The organism is Streptomyces sp. NPDC059201, from assembly GCF_042754585.1.
GTDB lineage: Bacteria > Actinomycetota > Actinomycetes > Streptomycetales > Streptomycetaceae > Streptomyces.
Map to the genome: position 1 here is coordinate 331,262 of NZ_JBHZBB010000004.1, position 15,395 is coordinate 346,656.

The 15,395-nt window shown below is 72.8% G+C and carries 17 protein-coding genes and 3 tRNA genes; 5 read left to right on the forward strand and 15 right to left on the reverse strand.

All coding sequences use genetic code 11. The annotated features are described in order from the left end of the window. Nucleotides 1-19: 19 nt before the first annotated feature. The 3 genes from rpmG to ACFXMG_RS15930 all read right to left on the reverse strand — a co-directional run bounded on the left by rpmG (nt 20) and on the right by ACFXMG_RS15930 (nt 463). Complete coding sequence (gene rpmG / locus ACFXMG_RS15920; protein WP_003956487.1) at nt 20-184, reverse strand: 50S ribosomal protein L33; 165 nt, start codon at nt 182-184, stop codon at nt 20-22. 89 nt (nt 185-273) lie between these two features. Further along, nucleotides 274-346 (reverse strand) — tRNA-Met (locus tag ACFXMG_RS15925). A gap of 44 nt (nt 347-390) precedes the next feature. Further along, a tRNA-Thr gene (locus ACFXMG_RS15930) sits at nt 391-463 on the reverse strand. A 230-nt stretch (nt 464-693) separates the two neighbouring features. On the opposite strand from ACFXMG_RS15930, the gene ACFXMG_RS15935 reads away from it, so the two are divergent. Further along, a complete protein-coding gene (locus tag ACFXMG_RS15935; protein WP_383823136.1) occupies nt 694-1,953 on the forward strand; it encodes an amidohydrolase family protein in 1,260 nt (419 codons plus the stop codon). 16 nt (nt 1,954-1,969) lie between these two features. Further along, the gene (locus tag ACFXMG_RS15940) at nt 1,970-2,626 is read left to right on the forward strand and encodes an SDR family oxidoreductase (RefSeq protein ID WP_383823133.1); all 657 of its coding nucleotides are present in this window, start codon (nt 1,970-1,972) and stop codon (nt 2,624-2,626) included. Nucleotides 2,627-2,696: 70 nt separating this feature from the next. Here ACFXMG_RS15940 and ACFXMG_RS15945 read toward each other — a convergent pair. Further along, nucleotides 2,697-2,778: transfer RNA gene (locus ACFXMG_RS15945), tRNA-Tyr, on the reverse strand. Between the two features lie 183 nt (nt 2,779-2,961). On the opposite strand from ACFXMG_RS15945, the gene ACFXMG_RS15950 reads away from it, so the two are divergent. The 3 genes from ACFXMG_RS15950 to ACFXMG_RS15960 are packed head-to-tail and all read left to right on the forward strand — an operon-like array spanning nt 2,962 to nt 4,642. Then, complete coding sequence (locus ACFXMG_RS15950; protein WP_043228851.1) at nt 2,962-3,453, forward strand: YajQ family cyclic di-GMP-binding protein; 492 nt, start codon at nt 2,962-2,964, stop codon at nt 3,451-3,453. A gap of 59 nt (nt 3,454-3,512) precedes the next feature. Further along, nucleotides 3,513-4,019, forward strand: coding sequence for a methylated-DNA--[protein]-cysteine S-methyltransferase (locus ACFXMG_RS15955; protein WP_383823130.1), 507 nt, complete (start codon nt 3,513-3,515; stop codon nt 4,017-4,019). Next, nucleotides 4,016-4,642, forward strand: a complete 627-nt coding sequence (locus ACFXMG_RS15960; protein ID WP_383823127.1) for an alpha-ketoglutarate-dependent dioxygenase AlkB family protein — start codon at nt 4,016-4,018, stop codon at nt 4,640-4,642. The genes ACFXMG_RS15955 and ACFXMG_RS15960 overlap by 4 nt, the downstream gene beginning before the upstream one ends. 24 nt (nt 4,643-4,666) lie before the next feature. Here ACFXMG_RS15960 and ACFXMG_RS15965 read toward each other — a convergent pair whose 3' ends face one another. The 11 genes from ACFXMG_RS15965 to ACFXMG_RS16015 all read right to left on the reverse strand — a co-directional run bounded on the left by ACFXMG_RS15965 (nt 4,667) and on the right by ACFXMG_RS16015 (nt 15,311). Further along, nucleotides 4,667-5,698, reverse strand: coding sequence for a hypothetical protein (locus ACFXMG_RS15965; RefSeq protein ID WP_383823124.1), 1,032 nt, complete (start codon nt 5,696-5,698; stop codon nt 4,667-4,669). A gap of 8 nt (nt 5,699-5,706) precedes the next feature. Continuing rightward, nucleotides 5,707-6,138, reverse strand: coding sequence for a YccF domain-containing protein (locus ACFXMG_RS15970; RefSeq protein ID WP_383823121.1), 432 nt, complete (start codon nt 6,136-6,138; stop codon nt 5,707-5,709). Next, nucleotides 6,135-6,998: a zinc metalloprotease HtpX gene (gene htpX, locus ACFXMG_RS15975; protein WP_383823119.1), complete on the reverse strand. Its 864-nt coding sequence runs from the start codon at nt 6,996-6,998 to the stop codon at nt 6,135-6,137. The genes ACFXMG_RS15970 and htpX overlap by 4 nt, the downstream gene beginning before the upstream one ends. A gap of 182 nt (nt 6,999-7,180) precedes the next feature. Next, the gene (gene mscL, locus ACFXMG_RS15980; protein WP_383823117.1) at nt 7,181-7,636 is read right to left on the reverse strand and encodes a large conductance mechanosensitive channel protein MscL; all 456 of its coding nucleotides are present in this window, start codon (nt 7,634-7,636) and stop codon (nt 7,181-7,183) included. A 50-nt stretch (nt 7,637-7,686) separates the two neighbouring features. Further along, a complete protein-coding gene (locus ACFXMG_RS15985; protein WP_383823114.1) occupies nt 7,687-9,222 on the reverse strand; it encodes an NADH-quinone oxidoreductase subunit N in 1,536 nt (511 codons plus the stop codon). Then, on the reverse strand, nt 9,222-10,799 hold the full coding sequence (locus tag ACFXMG_RS15990; RefSeq protein WP_383823111.1) for a NuoM family protein: 1,578 nt from the start codon (nt 10,797-10,799) through the stop codon (nt 9,222-9,224). The genes ACFXMG_RS15985 and ACFXMG_RS15990 overlap by 1 nt, the downstream gene beginning before the upstream one ends. A 3-nt stretch (nt 10,800-10,802) precedes the next feature. After that, nucleotides 10,803-12,782: an NADH-quinone oxidoreductase subunit L gene (locus ACFXMG_RS15995; RefSeq protein ID WP_383823108.1), complete on the reverse strand. Its 1,980-nt coding sequence runs from the start codon at nt 12,780-12,782 to the stop codon at nt 10,803-10,805. Then, the gene (nuoK, locus tag ACFXMG_RS16000; RefSeq protein WP_383823105.1) at nt 12,779-13,159 is read right to left on the reverse strand and encodes an NADH-quinone oxidoreductase subunit NuoK; all 381 of its coding nucleotides are present in this window, start codon (nt 13,157-13,159) and stop codon (nt 12,779-12,781) included. Before nuoK ends, ACFXMG_RS15995 begins: the two co-directional genes overlap by 4 nt. Then, nucleotides 13,159-13,743 carry an NADH-quinone oxidoreductase subunit J gene (locus ACFXMG_RS16005; protein WP_383823102.1) on the reverse strand — a complete coding sequence of 195 codons (585 nt, stop codon included), beginning with the start codon at nt 13,741-13,743 and terminating at the stop codon, nt 13,159-13,161. Before ACFXMG_RS16005 ends, nuoK begins: the two co-directional genes overlap by 1 nt. Further along, the gene (locus ACFXMG_RS16010; RefSeq protein WP_383823100.1) at nt 13,740-14,348 is read right to left on the reverse strand and encodes a NuoI/complex I 23 kDa subunit family protein; all 609 of its coding nucleotides are present in this window, start codon (nt 14,346-14,348) and stop codon (nt 13,740-13,742) included. The genes ACFXMG_RS16005 and ACFXMG_RS16010 overlap by 4 nt, the downstream gene beginning before the upstream one ends. Continuing rightward, on the reverse strand, nt 14,349-15,311 hold the full coding sequence (locus ACFXMG_RS16015) for an NADH-quinone oxidoreductase subunit H (RefSeq protein WP_383823098.1): 963 nt from the start codon (nt 15,309-15,311) through the stop codon (nt 14,349-14,351). Nucleotides 15,312-15,395: the final 84 nt, after the last annotated feature.

The window sequence follows — 15,395 nt, forward strand, 5'->3', positions numbered from 1 at the left end:
GCCTCGTGAACGAGCCTGATTAGCGCGTCTCGCGGTGCGCGGTGTGCGAGTTGCAGCGGGGGCAGTGCTTCTTCATCTCCAGTCGGTCCGGGTTGTTACGCCGGTTCTTCTTGGTGATGTAGTTCCGCTCCTTGCACTCCACGCAGGCCAGCGTGATCTTCGGGCGGACGTCGGTGGCAGCCACGTGAGTGCTCCTTGACGGACGGATGGGATGGATGAACGCATGAAAGAGTAGCCGATCGCAGGACCGACCCCACAATCGGCTACCGTGTGTAGCGGTGACCGGACTTGAACCGGTGACACAGCGATTATGAGCCGCTTGCTCTACCGACTGAGCTACACCGCTTTGATGTCAGTAGCCCCGCCCGAAGGCGGGATTCCCGGCACCAGAGCCCCAATACGGAATCGAACCGTAGACCTTCTCCTTACCATGGAGACGCTCTGCCGACTGAGCTATTGGGGCGAGCGAGGAAGACATTACACGGTCTCCGGCCCATCACCCAAATCCGTTTCCCCGCCCCTCACCGGCATGCCCGCCCGCCCCACCCGTACGCCAGTCGTGGACTCATCGGTACGACTATTGCGGTCCTCCTCGAAGGCGGCCCGGCCCGCCCCTAGGCTCTGCCCCACGCTGCGTGAACTCGATCTTGGTGAGCCGGTCGGCGAGCCAGCCGCGAGCCAGGAGGAGCACCGATGTCAGCCGACAGCAAGCAGCCCCGTCAGCCCTCCGACGACGCGGGCGGCGCGGCGACCGAGGACGCGAACGCGCTCCTGCTGTCGAACGCCCGGCTGACCGACGGGCGGACCGTGGACGTGCGGCTCGTGCGGGGCCGTATCGAGGCCGTCGGCACCGCGGGGAGTCTCAGCACCGCCGGCGCCCGGGTGGACCTGGCCGGCTACCTGCTGCTGCCGGCCCCGGCCGAGCCGCACGCCCACGCCGACACGGCGCTCTCCGCGGACACCCCCGGCCCGGTCTCGTACGCCCCCGAGGAGGTGCAGCGGCGGGCCACCGAGGCGGCGCTGCTCCAGCTCGGGCACGGGGCGACGGCCCTGCGGGCCCACGTCCGGATCGGCGACGTGCACGCGCTCGGCCCCCTGGAGGCCGTCCTCCAGGCCCGGCGCTCGCTGCGCGGCCTGGCGGACCTGACGGCCGTGGCGGTGCCGCGGCTGCTGACCGGGGCGGCGGGCGCGGACGGCCTCGCGATGCTGCGGGACGCGGTGAAGATGGGCGCCGGGGTGGTGGGCGGCTGCCCGGACCTGGACCCGGACCCGGCGGGGTACGTGGAGGCGGTCCTGGAGGTGGCGGCCGAGCACGGCGTGCCGGTGGACCTGCACACGGACGGCGACGACCCGGCGCGGCTCGCCCGCTTCGCGGCGATGGCCGGCGGGCTGCGGCCGGGGGTGGCGATCGGCCCGTGCGCGGGCCTCGCGCGGCTGCCGGAAGACGTGGCGGGCCGGGCGGCGGACCGGCTGGCGGCGGCGGGCGTGACGGTCCTCTGCCTGCCGCAGGGCGGCTGCGCGGGGACGGAGCGGCGCGGTACGGCCCCGGTGCGGCTGCTGCGGGCGGCGGGCGTACGGCTCGCGGCGGGCGGCGGGGCGCTGCGGGACGCGGCGAACCCGGTGGGGCGCGGGGACCCGCTGGAGGCGGCCTTCCTGCTGGCCTCGCTGGAGGGGCTGGACCCGGCGGAGGCGTACGGGGCGGTGAGCACCCGGGCGCGGGAGGCGATGGGCCTTCCGGAGGTGCGGGTGGAGGCGGGCTTCCCGGCGGAGCTGCTCGCGGTGCGGGGCGCGGGGCTCGCGGGCGTGCTGTCGCTGGCGTACAGCCGGATCGTGGTGCACCGGGGGCGGGTGGTGGCGCGGACGAGCGCGGTGCGGGAGTACTGCGACTCGGCGGCGGCGCTGGACCTGCCGCGTCAGTCCCGGCCGGATCCGGGAGGCCCGGCGGCCCGCTGAGTCGTACGGTCGGGGTATGCGCATCGTCATCGCTGGAGGACACGGTCGGATCGCCCTGCGCCTGGAGCGGCTGCTCTCGGCGGGCGGACACGAGGCGGTCGGGATCATCCGCCGCCCGGAGCAGGCGGAGGACCTGCGGGCGGCGGGTGCGGAGCCCGTCGTGCTGGATCTGGAGTCGGCGTCCGTGGAGGAGGTCGCGGAGGCCCTGCGGGGCGCGGACGCGGCCGTCTTCGCGGCGGGCGCGGGCCCGGGGAGCGGGGCCGGCCGGAAGGACACGGTGGACCGCGGGGCGGCGGTCCTGTTCGCGGACGCGGCGGAGCGGGCGGGCGTGCGGCGTCTCGTCGTGGTCTCGTCGATGGGCGCGGACGCCCGGCACGAGGGCGACGAGGTCTTCGACGTCTACCTGCGGGCGAAGGGCGCCGCGGACGACGCGGTGAGGTCCCGTCCGGGCCTGGAGTGGACGGTCCTGCGCCCCGGCATGCTCACGGACGACGCCGGCACGGGCCTGGTCCGCCTGGAGGCCCGCACGGGCCGCGGCCCGGTCCCCCGCGACGACGTGGCGGCCGTCCTCGCCGAACTGGTGGACTCCCCCGGCACGGCCGGCCTGACCCTGGAACTGGTCTCCGGCTCGACCCCGGTCACGGTCGCGGTGAAGGACGTGGCCGGCAACTGACCCCCAGGCCCTCAGGCCCTCAGGAAACGAGTGAAGGTCCCCGGTGCGGACACCGGGGACCTTCTTCACGTGGCGACGCCAGGATTCGAACCTGGGTAGGCTAAGCCGACGGATTTACAGTCCGCTCCCATTGGCCACTCGGGCACATCGCCATGGGTTCGCTGCCTTGGAGCCCCACTGTTCTGCGGTGTTCCCCGGCAACGACGTAAACAATACCTGATCCCCGGGGGTGGTTCGCCACCGGATTGATCGGCGGGTGATCAGAGGTTCGGGCCGTTGCTCACCCCCTAGGCTTTGGGGGTACCCCACAGCATCCGAGCAAGGAGCCACGAGTCATGGCCGACTCCAGTTTCGACATCGTGTCCAAGGTCGAGCGGCAGGAGGTCGACAACGCCCTCAACCAGGCCGTGAAGGAGATCTCCCAGCGTTACGACTTCAAGGGAACCAACGCCTCGATCTCCTGGTCGGGCGAGAAGATCCTGATGCAGGCGAACGGCGAGGAGCGCGTGATGGCGATCCTCGACATCTTCCAGACCAAGCTGATCAAGCGGGGCATCTCGCTGAAGTCGCTGGACGTCGAGGGCGAGCCGCAGCTGTCCGGCAAGGAGTACAAGCTCTTCGCGTCGGTCACCGAGGGCATCTCGCAGGAGAACGCGAAGAAGGTCGCGAAGACCATCCGGGACGAGGGTCCGAAGGGCGTCAAGGCGCAGGTGCAGGGCGACGAGCTGCGGGTCAGCTCGAAGAGCCGGGACGACCTCCAGGCCGTGCAGGCGCTGCTCAAGGGCAAGGACTTCGACTTCGCGATCCAGTTCGTCAACTACCGGTAGGTAGGTAGGTGTCCGAAAGCCGCCGGTCCACGGGCCGGCGGGGCTCGCACACTGGAGTCATGGACGACATCACCGTGTACGCGTACGCCGACGGCCCCCTGGGCGAGATGCTGCTGACCGGGCGGCTCGCCGCGGGGGGCCGCGCCGTGCTGCGCTCGCTCTCGCTGCCGGAGCAGAAGGGGGCCGTGGCCGTCGAGGACGGCTGGGTCCGCGACCAGGGGGCCTTCGCGGAGGTCGTGCGGCAGCTGGAGGAGTACTTCGAGGGGCGGCGGGAGCGGTTCGACGTGCCGCTGGCCGCGGACGCCGGGACGGAGTTCCAGCGGCGGGTCTGGGCGGCCCTGGAGGAGATCCCGTACGGGACGACCGTCAGCTACGGCGAGATCGGGCGGCTGGTCGGGGCCGGCGGGGCCGGGGTGCGGGCCGTGGGAACGGCGATCGGGCGCAATCCGCTGCTCGTGGTGCGGCCCTGCCACCGGGTGATCGGCGCGGACGGGAGTCTGCGCGGGTACGCGGCGGGGCTGGAGCGCAAGCGGTCGCTGCTCGGCCTGGAGGGAGCCCTCGCGTGACCGAGGGGCTGTTCCCGCGCGAGCGGGCCGTGGTCGCGCCCGGGGCGGTGCACGTGCCGGGGTGGCTGCCGCTCGAAAGGCAGCGGGAACTGGTCGCGGCCTGCCGGGAGTTCGGGCGCGGGCCGCTGGCGTACCGTCATACCGTGCTGCCCGGCGGGGGTGTCATGTCGGTGCGGTCGCTGTGTCTGGGCCGGCAGTGGGTCCCGTACCGCTATCTCGACTCCGTCGCCGTCGAACTGCCGGACTGGCTCGGCGCGTTGGGGCGGGAGGCGGTGGCGGAGGCGTACGGGGACGACGGTGGTTTCGCGCCGGACACCGCGCTGGTGAACTTCTACGGGGACGGGGCCCGGATGGGCATGCACCAGGACAAGGAGGAGCGGTCGGGGGCGCCCGTGGTGTCGCTGAGCCTCGGCGACCGCTGCGTCTTCCGGCTGGGCAACGCCGAGGGGCGGGGGCGGCCGTGGACGGATGTGGAGCTGGGCTCCGGGGACCTGTTCGTGTTCGGCGGGGAGTCGCGGTGGGTGTACCACGGCGTGCCGAAGGTGTACCCGGGGACGGCCGAACCGTCGCTCGGGCTGACCGGGCGGCTCAACCTCACCTTGCGGGAGACGGGCCGGGTGTGACCGCGTCCGGGCGTCGCGGCGGGGTCAGGCGAGGACGACGCGGACGCCTTCGGCTCTGAGGCCGTCGACCCACTCCTGGAAGGTGGCCGGGCGGGGGTCGGCGAGGAGGGGTGTGACGCCGAGGCAGGCGCGGGCGATGTCGGCGTGCTGCCAGACGAGGGTGCGGCCGGAGAGCTCCGCGCCGAGCGCGTGCGGGTCGTCGAAGGGGTAGGCCAGGCCGGGGCCGTGGACCGCTTCCGTGACGGCGCAGACGAGGGCGTCCCCGTCGGTGATCCCCCGGCCGTCGAGGGTGTACGTGGCGCCGGGGGCGGGTTCCGGCAGGTCGCGCGAGCGGAGGGCGGCCTCGTGGCGCCACGCGGCGCGGGCGGCGCCGGTGAAGCGGCGCCAGGTGCCCGGCTCGGCGGGGGGCCGGTGGTCGTGGAAGAGCTCCCAGACCGCGCGGGTCTGCGCCGGGATCAGGCCGGTGCGGGGGAAGGCCAGGGTGAGGTCAAGGAGGCCGTGGTGGTCGCGGGCGGTGTCCCAGGCGGTCACGCGGCCCGCCTCGCCCTCGTGCCGGAGGTTCCCGCCGCCGCGCAGGACCTGGTAGCGGACCTCCTCGAAACCTCCGGTACCGGTTCCCGTGCCGGCGCTCGTGGCGAGGGCTTCGCGGAGGGCGCCGCGCGGGGAGCAGCCCAGGAAGGTGACCTCGGTGCGGGAGGGCTCCGCGCCGGGGAGCGGGATGAGGTGGGCGCAGGGGACGGGGGCGGGGGCGCCGTGGTGGCGGCGGGGCGGCCCGGCCGCCTCGATGGTGACGACGTCGCCGCGGGCGCCGAGGACGCGGACGGCCTCGAAGCGCCAGGGTCCGTCGGGGGTCTCGACGTCGAGCGTGCCGAGCGGGGCGGTGCCCTCGACGATCGCCTGGGTGACGGCCCGGGCCAGTGCGCCGCGCGGTTCGCAGCCGCGCAGCTCGTGGCGGGCGCGCGGGTGCGGGGCGGGGTCGCCGTAGAGGCCGTCGACGTCCTGGCAGAGGGCCAGGACGTGGCGGCCGGAGAGCAGGGCGTAGCGCGGGTTCCGCACGGCGGTGGTCAGAAGCCCTGGTTGCCGTACGTCCGCGGGGAGGAGGCCGTGCCTCCGCCGTACGCCTGGTCGGTGGGGACGATGTCCTTGCCGAGCGGCAGCAGCGAGACGGGGATGAGCTTGAAGTTCGCGAGGCCGAGCGGGATGCCGATGATGGTGAGGCAGAGGAGCACGCCGGTGACGACGTGGCCGAGGGCGAGCCACCAGCCGGCGAGGATCAGCCAGAGGACGTTGCCGACGCAGGAGGGGGCGCCGGCGCCGGGCTTGTCGACGACGGTGCGGCCGAAGGGCCAGAGGGCGTAGAGGCCGATGCGGAAGGCGGCGAGGCCGAAGGGGATGCCGATGATGGTGATGCAGAGGAGGAGGCCCGCGGCGAGGTAGCCGAGGAACAGCCAGAAGCCGGAGAGGACGAGCCATATGACGTTGAGGATGGTCTTCACGGGCGGCGACCTGCCATCTCTTCGAGCCGGGCGATCCGCTCGGCCATGGGCGGGTGGGTCGAGAACATCTTCGAGAGTCCCTTACCCGGTCGGAAGGGGTTCGCGATCATCATGTGGCTCGCGGTCTCGATCCGCGGCTCGGGCGGCAGCGGGAGCTGCTTGGTGCCCGCTTCGAGCTTCCTGAGGGCGCTGGCGAGGGCGAGCGGGTCGCCGGTCAGCTGGGAGCCGGAGGCGTCGGCCTCGTACTCCCGGGAGCGGGAGATGGCGAGCTGGATGATGGAGGCGGCGATGGGGCCGAGGATGAGGATCATCAGGTAGCCGAGGAGGCCGGGGCCGTCGTCGTCGCTGGAGCGGCCGACGGGGATGAGCCAGGCGAAGTTGACCAGGAACATCACGACGGAGGCGAGCGCGCCGGCGACCGAGGAGATGAGGATGTCCCGGTTGTAGACGTGGCTCAGCTCGTGGCCGATGACTCCGCGCAGCTCGCGCTCGTCGAGGAGGGCGAGGATGCCCTCGGTGCAGCAGACGGCAGCGTTGCGCGGGTTGCGTCCGGTCGCGAAGGCGTTGGGCGCCTGGGTCGGCGAGATGTAGAGGCGCGGCATGGGCTGGCGGGCCTGCGTGGAGAGCTCCCGCACCATCCGGTAGAGGGCGGGGGCCTCGAATTCGCTGACGGGGCGGGCGCGCATGGCCCGCAGGGCCAGCTTGTCGCTGTTCCAGTACGCGTACGCGTTGGTGCCGATCGCGACGACGAGTCCGACGATCAGGCCCGTACGGCCGAAGAAGCTGCCGATGACGATGATGAGGGCCGAGAGCCCTCCGAGGAGTACGGCGGTCCTCAGCCCGTTGTGCCGGCGGTGCACGGTACGCCCTCCAAGTGGTGCGGCAGGGGAACCCTTTGCTTGGTGGTCCACGCGTCCAGTGGACCCTCACGTACTGGTCAACGCCAGGCGAGAGGCTGCGGTTCCCCCGGCCGCACCGGGGACGTGTTACGCCGTTCGGGTGATCGTCACCACGGCCGGTCGCTCCGGCCGGTCGCTCCGGTTCAGCGGGAGGCGGGGACGGAGAGCTTCTCCAGGCTGGTGGCGATCGGCTCGACCTCGCTGGTGCAGTGGGCGCAGCGGGAGGCGACGGCCGGGATCTCGGTGAAGCAGCGGGGGCAGTCGCGCTTCTCGGCCTTGGGGTCGAGGGCCTCTTCCTTGGCGAACCGTTCCTGGACCTTCGCCAGCGGGGCGACGATGAGGAAGTAGAGGACCGCGGCGGTGATGACGAACGCGATGGCGGCGGAGATCGCCAGGCCGTAGGGGAAGACGGTCTTGCCGACGTGGAACTGCGCGTCGTTGAAGTTGCCGACGGAGCCGGTGGCGAGACCGATGAGCGGGGTGATGAACGCCTTGCTGAAGCCGGTGACGACGGCGGTGAACGCGGTGCCCACGGCCAGGCCGATGGCCATCGAGATGACGTTCCCGCGAAGTATGAAGTCCTTGAATCCGTTCAGCACGGGGTGTTGCTCCTAGGGGTTCCGTGGGGCCGTGGGGGGCCGTGGGGGTGTCAGAACAGGCCGGCCGTCGCGAAGCGGAGGGCGAACTGCGGGTAGCCCGACAGGACGGCTCCGGCGGCGGCGGTCAGCACGATCGCCACGGTGACGGGCGCGGGGGCCCGCGCCGGCGTCCCCTGGACGGCGTGCTCCGGCGTGCGGAACAGCAGGGCCGTCCACCGCAGGTAGTACGCGAGGCCGATGACGACGTTGACGCCCATGACCACGGCCAGCCAGCCGAGGCCCGCGTCGACGGCCGACGAGAAGACGGTCACCTTGGCGAAGAGGCCGATGATACCCGGGGGCAAACCGGCCAGATTCAGGAGGAAGAAGGCGAGCGCGAGGGCGGCGGCGGGGCTGGTGGCGTGGAGCCCGGCGTGGTCGGAGATCCGCTTGCCCGGGTGGGTACGGGCGACGAGGGCGACGACCGCGAAGGCGCCGAGGTTCACGACGGCGTACATGAGGGCGTACGCGACGGTGGCGCCGACCTGGTCGTCGCTGGAGTACGCGGCGGCCGCGATCGGCACCAGGAGGTAGCCGGCCTGGGCGACGGAGGACCAGGCGAGCAGCCGGATCGCGCTCCCCGCGCGCGTGGGGTCCTGCCGGAGGGCGGCGACGTTGCCCGCGGTCATGGTGAGGGCGGCGAGGACGGCGAGGGCGGGGCCCCAGATGTCGGCGTACGAGGGGAAGGCGACGACGGTCACCAGGATGAGGCCGGTGAAGCCGACGGCCTTGCCGACGACCGACAGGTAGGCGGCGACGGGCAGCGGGGCGCCGGTGTAGGTGTCGGGGACCCAGAAGTGGAAGGGGACGGCGGCGACCTTGAAGGCGAAGCCGACGAGGGTGAGCGCGACGCCGGCCTCGGCGAGGGTCTGGAGCTGGCCGGGGACCTCGTCGAGGCGGGCGGCGATCTCGGTGAGGTGGAGGGTGCCGGTCGCGGCGTAGACGAAGCTCACGCCGAGGAGGGTGACGGCGGTGGCGGTCACCGAGGAGAGGAAGAACTTGAGGGCGGCCTCGCTGGAGCGGCGGTCGCCGCGCTTCAGGCCGACGAGCGCGAAGGCGGGCAGCGAGGCGACCTCCAGGGCGACCACGAGGGTGGCGAGGTCGCGGGAGGCGGGCAGCAGGGCGGCGCCGGCGGCGGAGGACAGCAGCAGGAACCAGTACTCGCCGGCCGGGAGCCTCCCCGCGCGCGTGGCGGGCAGCGAGAGCAGGGCGGTGAGGAGCGCGCCGCCGAGCACGAGGAGCTGGATGACCAGGGTGAAGTGGTCGGCGGTGTAGCTGCACCCGGCGGTCTGGGCGTGGCTGTCGGTCTGGGCGCCGGCGGTGAGGCAGAAGGTCGCCCGGTCGCCGGAGCGCAGCGGGAGGAGCAGGGCGAGGGCGGCGGCGAGGCCGGCGATCGAGATCCAGCCGAGGAGCCGCTTGCGCTCCGGGGGGACGAAGAGGTCGGTGACGAGGACGCCGAGCGCGACCAGGGCGGTGAGCGTCGGGGGCGCGATCGTCAGCCAGTCGACGGACTGGACGAGGGAGGCGTCGGCGGTGCTGGCGGACATCACTGGGTGCCTCCCGCGAGGAGCTGCTGGACGGCCGGGTCGGTGAGGCCGAGGAGGACCGCGGGCCAGAGTCCGGCGAGGACGGTGAGGGCGGCGAGCGGGGTCCAGGCGGCCAGCTCGTACGGCTGGACGTCGGCGAGCTCCGGTTCGCCGGCCGGGCGGGGGCCGCCCATGCAGACCCGGCGGACCACGATCAGCAGGTACGCGGCGGTGAGCAGGGTGCCGAGGCCGCCGAGGGCCATGAAGACGAGGTACGCGGAGCGGTTCAGCCCCTCGGCCGGGTCGAACGCGGCGAAGAGGGCGAGCATCTCGCCCCAGAAGCCGGCCAGGCCGGGCAGGCCCAGGGAGGCGACGGCGGCGAAGGCGAGGAGGGCGCCGAGGCGGGGTGCGCGGCCGTAGAGGGCGGCGCCGGTGGCCCCGGCGAGGGTGTCGAGGTCGGCGGTGCCGTAGCGGTCCTTCACGGCGCCGGCGAGGAAGAACAGCAGGCCGGTGATGAGGCCGTGGGCGATGTTGGCGAAGAGCGCGCCGTTGACTCCGGTGGGGGTCAGGGTGGCGATGCCGAGGAGGACGAAGCCCATGTGGCCGACGGAGGAGTACGCGATCAGGCGCTTGAGGTCGCCCTTGGCGCCGGGGCGCGCGAGGGCGAGGCAGGCGAGGGATCCGTAGACGATTCCGGCGGCGGCGAAGGCGGCCATGTAGGGGGCGAGGATGTGCATGCCGTCGGGGGCGATGGGCAGGGCGATGCGGACGAAGCCGTACGTGCCCATCTTGAGGAGCACGCCGGCGAGGAGGACCGAGCCGACCGTGGGGGCGGCGGTGTGGGCGTCCGGCAGCCAGGAGTGCAGGGGCCACATCGGGGTCTTCACGGCGAGCCCGAGACCGATCGCGAGAACGGCGGTGACCTGCACCGATGTGGTCAGTCCGCGGCCGTTGTCGGTGGCGAGTGCCACCATGTCGAAGGTGCCCGCCTTGATCCCGATCAGGAGCAGGCCGAGCAGCATGACCACGGAACCGAGCAGCGTGTAGAGGATGAACTTCCCGGCGGCGGCCCGCCGGCCCTCGCCGCCCCAGCGGGCGATGAGGAAGTACATCGGGACGAGGACCATCTCGAAGGCGAGGAAGAAGAGGACCAGGTCGAGGACGGCGAAGGTGGCGAGGGTGCCGGCCTCCAGGACGAGCAGCAGCGCGACGAACGCCTTCGGGGACGGGCCCGTCGGCGGCTTGGAGTAGGAGTACAGCGCGCAGAGGAACGTCAGCAGCGCCGTGAGGAGCAGGAGGGGGAGCGAGATGCCGTCGACACCGAGGTGGATCCGCACGTCCAGTGCCCTGATCCAGCTGATGTCCGTGGTGGCCTGCATCCTCGACGGGTGGTCGTGGTCGAAGCCCAGGGTGAGGGCGATCGTGGCGAGCAGGATCACGCCGGTGACGGTGACGCCGTGGCGGAGCACCGCCTGGTCGGGCGACTTCCCCTTCAGTCCGGGCGGGGCGGGCAGGAGCGCGGCGGCGGCGCCGAGGAGCGGCGCGGCGACGATGAACGCGAGAAGGAACTGCATCACGGATTCGCTGATATCGATCACGGCTCACGCTCCGGCGAAGGCGTTGGCGAGGGCGACGGCGGCGATCGCCAGGACGACGGAGCCGGCGAGCAGGGCGCTCAGGTAGGTCTGGACGTTGCCGGTCTGGGCGAGGCGGACGAGCCGGCCGAGGCCCTTGGCGGTGGATCCGGCACCGCTCACGTAGGTGTCGACGACCTCGCGGTCCAGGAAGCGGACCAGGGAGGCGGCGCCGAGCACGGGGCGGACGAAGACCTTCCGGTAGAGGGCGTCCAGGCGGAAGCCGTCGGTGGCCGGGCCGTACAGCGGGCCGAGCAGGGCGCGGCCGGGGTCGGCCGGGTCCTGGGTGGGGTGCGGCAGGTGCAGCGCCTCGGCCTCGACCAGTCCGGCCTCGGCGTCCGGGTGGGCGACGTGCGGGGTCGTGACGGGGGGTACGGCCCTGGCGGCGAGGGTGCGCCAGACGGCGTAGGTGACGGCGCCTCCGGCGACGGCGAGGCCGGTGCCGAGGACGGCGGTGGTGAGGGTCGGGGTGAGGGCCTCGCCGTCGAACCAGTCGTCGAGGTACGCGGCGCTCAGTCCGAAGCCGAGGGAGGGGATCGCGAGGACCCACAGGACGCTGGTCATCGCGATCGGCTGACGGCCGTGATCCGGGGCCTCCGCGCCCCGGCCGCGGAAAGTGCGGAGCCAGAGGCGGAGCGCGTACGCGGCGGTGAGGAGGGCGGTCAGCAGACCGGCGACGAGGACCATCCAGCCGGCCCCGGCGGGGGCGGTGGTCCGGTCGCCGAGCGCGGTGTGCTCGGCGGCGACCAGGACGGCCTCCTTGGAGAAGAAGCCGGCGAAGGGCGGGATCGCGGCCAGCGCGAGGAGGGCGACGGTCATCGTCCAGTACGCGTCGGGGATCCGCTTCGCCAGGCCGCTCATCCGGGACATGGCGGTGAGCGAGTTGGTGCCGGCGGCGTGGATGACCGCGCCCGCGGCGAGGAAGAGCAGCGCCTTGAAGGCGGCGTGCGAGAGGAGGTGGAAGACGGCGGCCCCGCGGTCGCCGACGGCGAGCGCCCCGGCCATGTAGCCGAGCTGGCCGATCGTCGAGTAGGCGAGGACCCGCTTGATGTCGTCCTGGGCGAGCGCGGCGAGCGCCGAGCCGACCATGGTGACGGCGGCCATTACGGCGAGCACCGTCATCGCGGCGGCGGAGGCGGCGAAGACCGGGAGGAGGCGGGCGACGAAGTAGATGCCGGCGGCGACCATGGTGGCCGCGTGGATGAGCGCGGAGACCGGCGTCGGGCCGGCCATGGCGTCGGGGAGCCAGGTGTGCAGCGGGAACTGCGCGGACTTCCCGGCCACGCCGGCGAGGAGCAGCAGGGCCACCAGGGTGGGGTGGTCGAGGCCGCCGCTCGCGACCGTGGAGAGGATCCCCTCGATGCGGAAGGTGCCGGCGTCGGCGGCGAGCGCGAAGAGACCGAAGAGGAAGGGGACGTCGCCGAGCTTGGTGACGAGGAACGCCTTCAGGGAGGCGGAGCGCGCCTCGGGGGTCTCCCAGTAGTGCCCGACGAGGAAGTACGAGCAGATGCCCATGATCTCCCAGCCGACCAGGAGCACCATCAGGTCGCCCGAGTAGACGACGAGGAGCATCGCGGCGGTGAAGAGGGAGACCAGCGCCGCGTACGAGGGGTAGCGGGGGTCCTCGCGGAGGTAGCCGGTCGAGTAGATCTGCACGCAGCTCGCGACCACGCCGACGAGGACGGCGACGAGGGCGGCGAAGCCGTCGATGTGGACGCCGAGGGAGATCGGGACGGAGCCGGTGGGGGTGAGCTGGGTGCTCGCCTCGATGACCGAGTTGCCGCCCTGGCGGATCGCCACGAGGACGGCGAGGACGGCGGCGGCGAGGGTGGGCAGCACGGCGAGGGGCCGGACGAAGCCGGGGGCGGTGCGGCCGACGGCGAGACCGGCGGCGGCGCCGAGGAAGGGCAGGAGGGGGACGAGGACGGCGAGGGTCGTGGTGGTCACGCGGCGGCCTCGGCCTTCTCGTCGGTCTCGCCGGTCTCGTCGGTCTCGTCTGTCTCGTCGGGGCTGTGCGTGGGCTCCGCCGTGTCGCGGAGGCGGTCGACGTCGGACGTGCCCCGGTTGCGGTAGACCATCAGGACGATCGCGAGGCCGATGCCGATCTCGGCGGCGGCGATGGCGATGGTGAAGAGGGTGAGGGCCTGGCCGGCGTGGAGGGCGTCGCGGAGCCAGACGTCGAAGGCGACCAGGTTGAGGTTGACGGCGTTGAGCATCAGCTCGACCGACATCAGGACCAGGATCGCGTTGCGGCGGGCGAGGACGCCGTACAGGCCGACGCAGAAGAGGAGCGCGGCGAGGACGGCGGGGTAGGCGAGGTGCATCAGTCCCGCTCCCCTTCCGGCTTCTTGCGGGACAGGACGATGGCGCCGACCAGGGCGGCGAGGAGCAGCACGGACAGCGCCTCGAAGGGCAGCACCCAGTGCCGGAAGAGGATCTCGCCGGTCACTCCGGTCGAGCCCTGCGCGGGCCCGTCCAGCTCGATCCACGTCGTGCGGAAGGCGTCGACGACCACCCAGACGAGGGCGGCCGCGGCGGCGACCGCGACGGCGAGGGCGGCCGGCCGGTTGCCGGAGTCGGCGTCCGGGGAGCGGCCGATGGGGGCCTTGGTGAGCATGAGCCCGAAGAGGAGGAGGACGACGACGGAGCCGACGTAGATCAGGACCTGGACCCAGGCGATGAACTCGGCGGTCAGGAGGAGGTACTCGACGGCGAGGCCGCCGAGCGCGACGACGAGCCAGAGCGCGGCGTGCACGAGCTGCTTCGTGGTGACGGAGACGATCGCGGCGCCGAGGGTGACGAGGCCGACGAGGAGGAAGGCGATCTCGACGCCGGAGGGCGAGAGGAAGCCGGGGGTGGTGGCGGCGGCCGGGGTGGCGAAGGCGGCCGGGGTGGCGGCGAGGATCACTGCGGGCCCTCCTGCTGCTCCGTGGCCTCGGCGGCTGCCTGGGCGGCCGCGGCCTGGGCAGTGGCCTCGGCTGCGGCCTCGGCTGCCGCGGCCTTGTCGGCGGCCTTGCGGGCGGCGGCGATCTCCTTCGGCTCCTCCGCCATCGGGTCGAGCGCGGGCGGCTCGGGGACCGTCCACATCCACTCGCGGAGCTTGTCGCGCTCGTGGGTGAGTTCGAGGATGTCGGTCTCGGCGTACTCGAACTCCGGCGACCAGAAGAGGGCGTCGAAGGGGCACACCTCGATGCAGATCCCGCAGTACATGCAGAGGGAGAAGTCGATGGCGAAGCGGTCGAGGACGTTCCGGCTGCGCTCGCGGCCGCCGGGGGCGGCGGCCGGGACGGTCTCCTTGTGGGAGTCGATGTAGATGCACCAGTCGGGGCACTCGCGGGCGCACAGCATGCAGACCGTGCAGTTCTCCTCGAACAGCGCGATCACCCCGCGCGAGCGGGGCGGCAGTTCGGGCTGCGCGTCCGGGTACTGCGCGGTGACGGACCTGCGCGTCATCGTGCGGAGGGTGACGGCGAGGCCCTTGGCGAGGCCGGAGCCGGGGAAGTTCGGGGACATTTAGCTGATCGCCACCTTCACGATGCCGGTGAGCGCGATCTGCGCGAGCGCGAGCGGGACGAGGGTCGTCCAGGCGAGCTTCTGGAGCTGGTCCTCGCGCAGGCGCGGGTAGCTGACCCGCAGCCAGATCACGACGAAGGCCAGGACCGCGGTCTTGAGCAGGGTCCAGAGCCAGCCGAGGCCGTCGGCGCCCCAGGGGCCGTGCCAGCCGCCGAGGAAGAGGACGGTGGTGAGGCCGCAGAGGACGACGATGCCGGCGTACTCGGCCAGCAGGAAGAGCGCGAAGCGGAGGCCGGTGTACTCGGTGTACGCGCCGAAGATGATCTCGGAGTCGGCGACGGGCATGTCGAACGGCGGGCGCTGGAGCTCCGCGAGCCCCGCGACGAAGAAGACCAGCGCGCCGACGATCTGCCAGGGCACCCACCACCACTCGAAGGCGTCGAGGACGCCGGTGAGGGAGACGGTGCCGGCGGCCATCGCGACGGACGCGGCGGTGAGCAGCATCGGCAGCTCGTACGCGAGCAGCTGGGCGGCGGTGCGGAGGCCGCCGAGCAGCGAGAACTTGTTGGCCGAGGCCCAGCCGGCCATCAGGCTGCCGAGCACGCCGACGCCCATGACGGCGAGCACGAAGAAGATGCCGGCGTCGACGACCGCGCCGACGGAACCCGGTGCGACCGGGATCGCGACGAGGACGAGGAGATACGGGAGGAGGGCGACGGCCGGCGCGAGCTGGAAGACCCGCCGGTCGGCGTCCTTCGGGACCACGTCCTCCTTCTGCGCGAACTTCACCCCGTCCGCGACGAGCTGGGCCCACCCGTGGAACCCACCCGCGTACATGGGCCCGAGCCGCCCCTGCATGTGAGCCATCACCTTGTGCTCCGTCTGCCCGACGACGAGCGGCAGCACAAGAAACGCGACGAAGACGAGCAGCAGCCGAACGCCGACGTCGAGTGCGTCATTCACGCGGAATCGCCTCCGGCGGGGTCGGGGTGGGGGTGGGGGTCGGTGTCGGGACCGGTGTCGGTGCCGGGACCGTCTTCGCCTGCG

Bases quoted from the DNA above. Each gene is read 5' to 3' on its own strand.
- ACFXMG_RS15935 (WP_383823136.1), top strand. From the start codon at position 694: ATGTCAGCCGACAGCAAGCAGCCCCGTCAGCCCTCCGACGACGCGGGC.
- ACFXMG_RS15940 (WP_383823133.1), top strand. From the start codon at position 1,970: ATGCGCATCGTCATCGCTGGAGGACACGGTCGGATCGCCCTGCGCCTG.
- ACFXMG_RS15950 (WP_043228851.1), top strand. From the start codon at position 2,962: ATGGCCGACTCCAGTTTCGACATCGTGTCCAAGGTCGAGCGGCAGGAG.
- ACFXMG_RS15955 (WP_383823130.1), top strand. From the start codon at position 3,513: ATGGACGACATCACCGTGTACGCGTACGCCGACGGCCCCCTGGGCGAG.
- ACFXMG_RS15985 (WP_383823114.1), bottom strand. From the start codon at position 9,222: ATGTCCGCCAGCACCGCCGACGCCTCCCTCGTCCAGTCCGTCGACTGG.
- nuoK (WP_383823105.1), bottom strand. From the start codon at position 13,159: ATGCACCTCGCCTACCCCGCCGTCCTCGCCGCGCTCCTCTTCTGCGTC.
- ACFXMG_RS16010 (WP_383823100.1), bottom strand. From the start codon at position 14,348: ATGTCCCCGAACTTCCCCGGCTCCGGCCTCGCCAAGGGCCTCGCCGTC.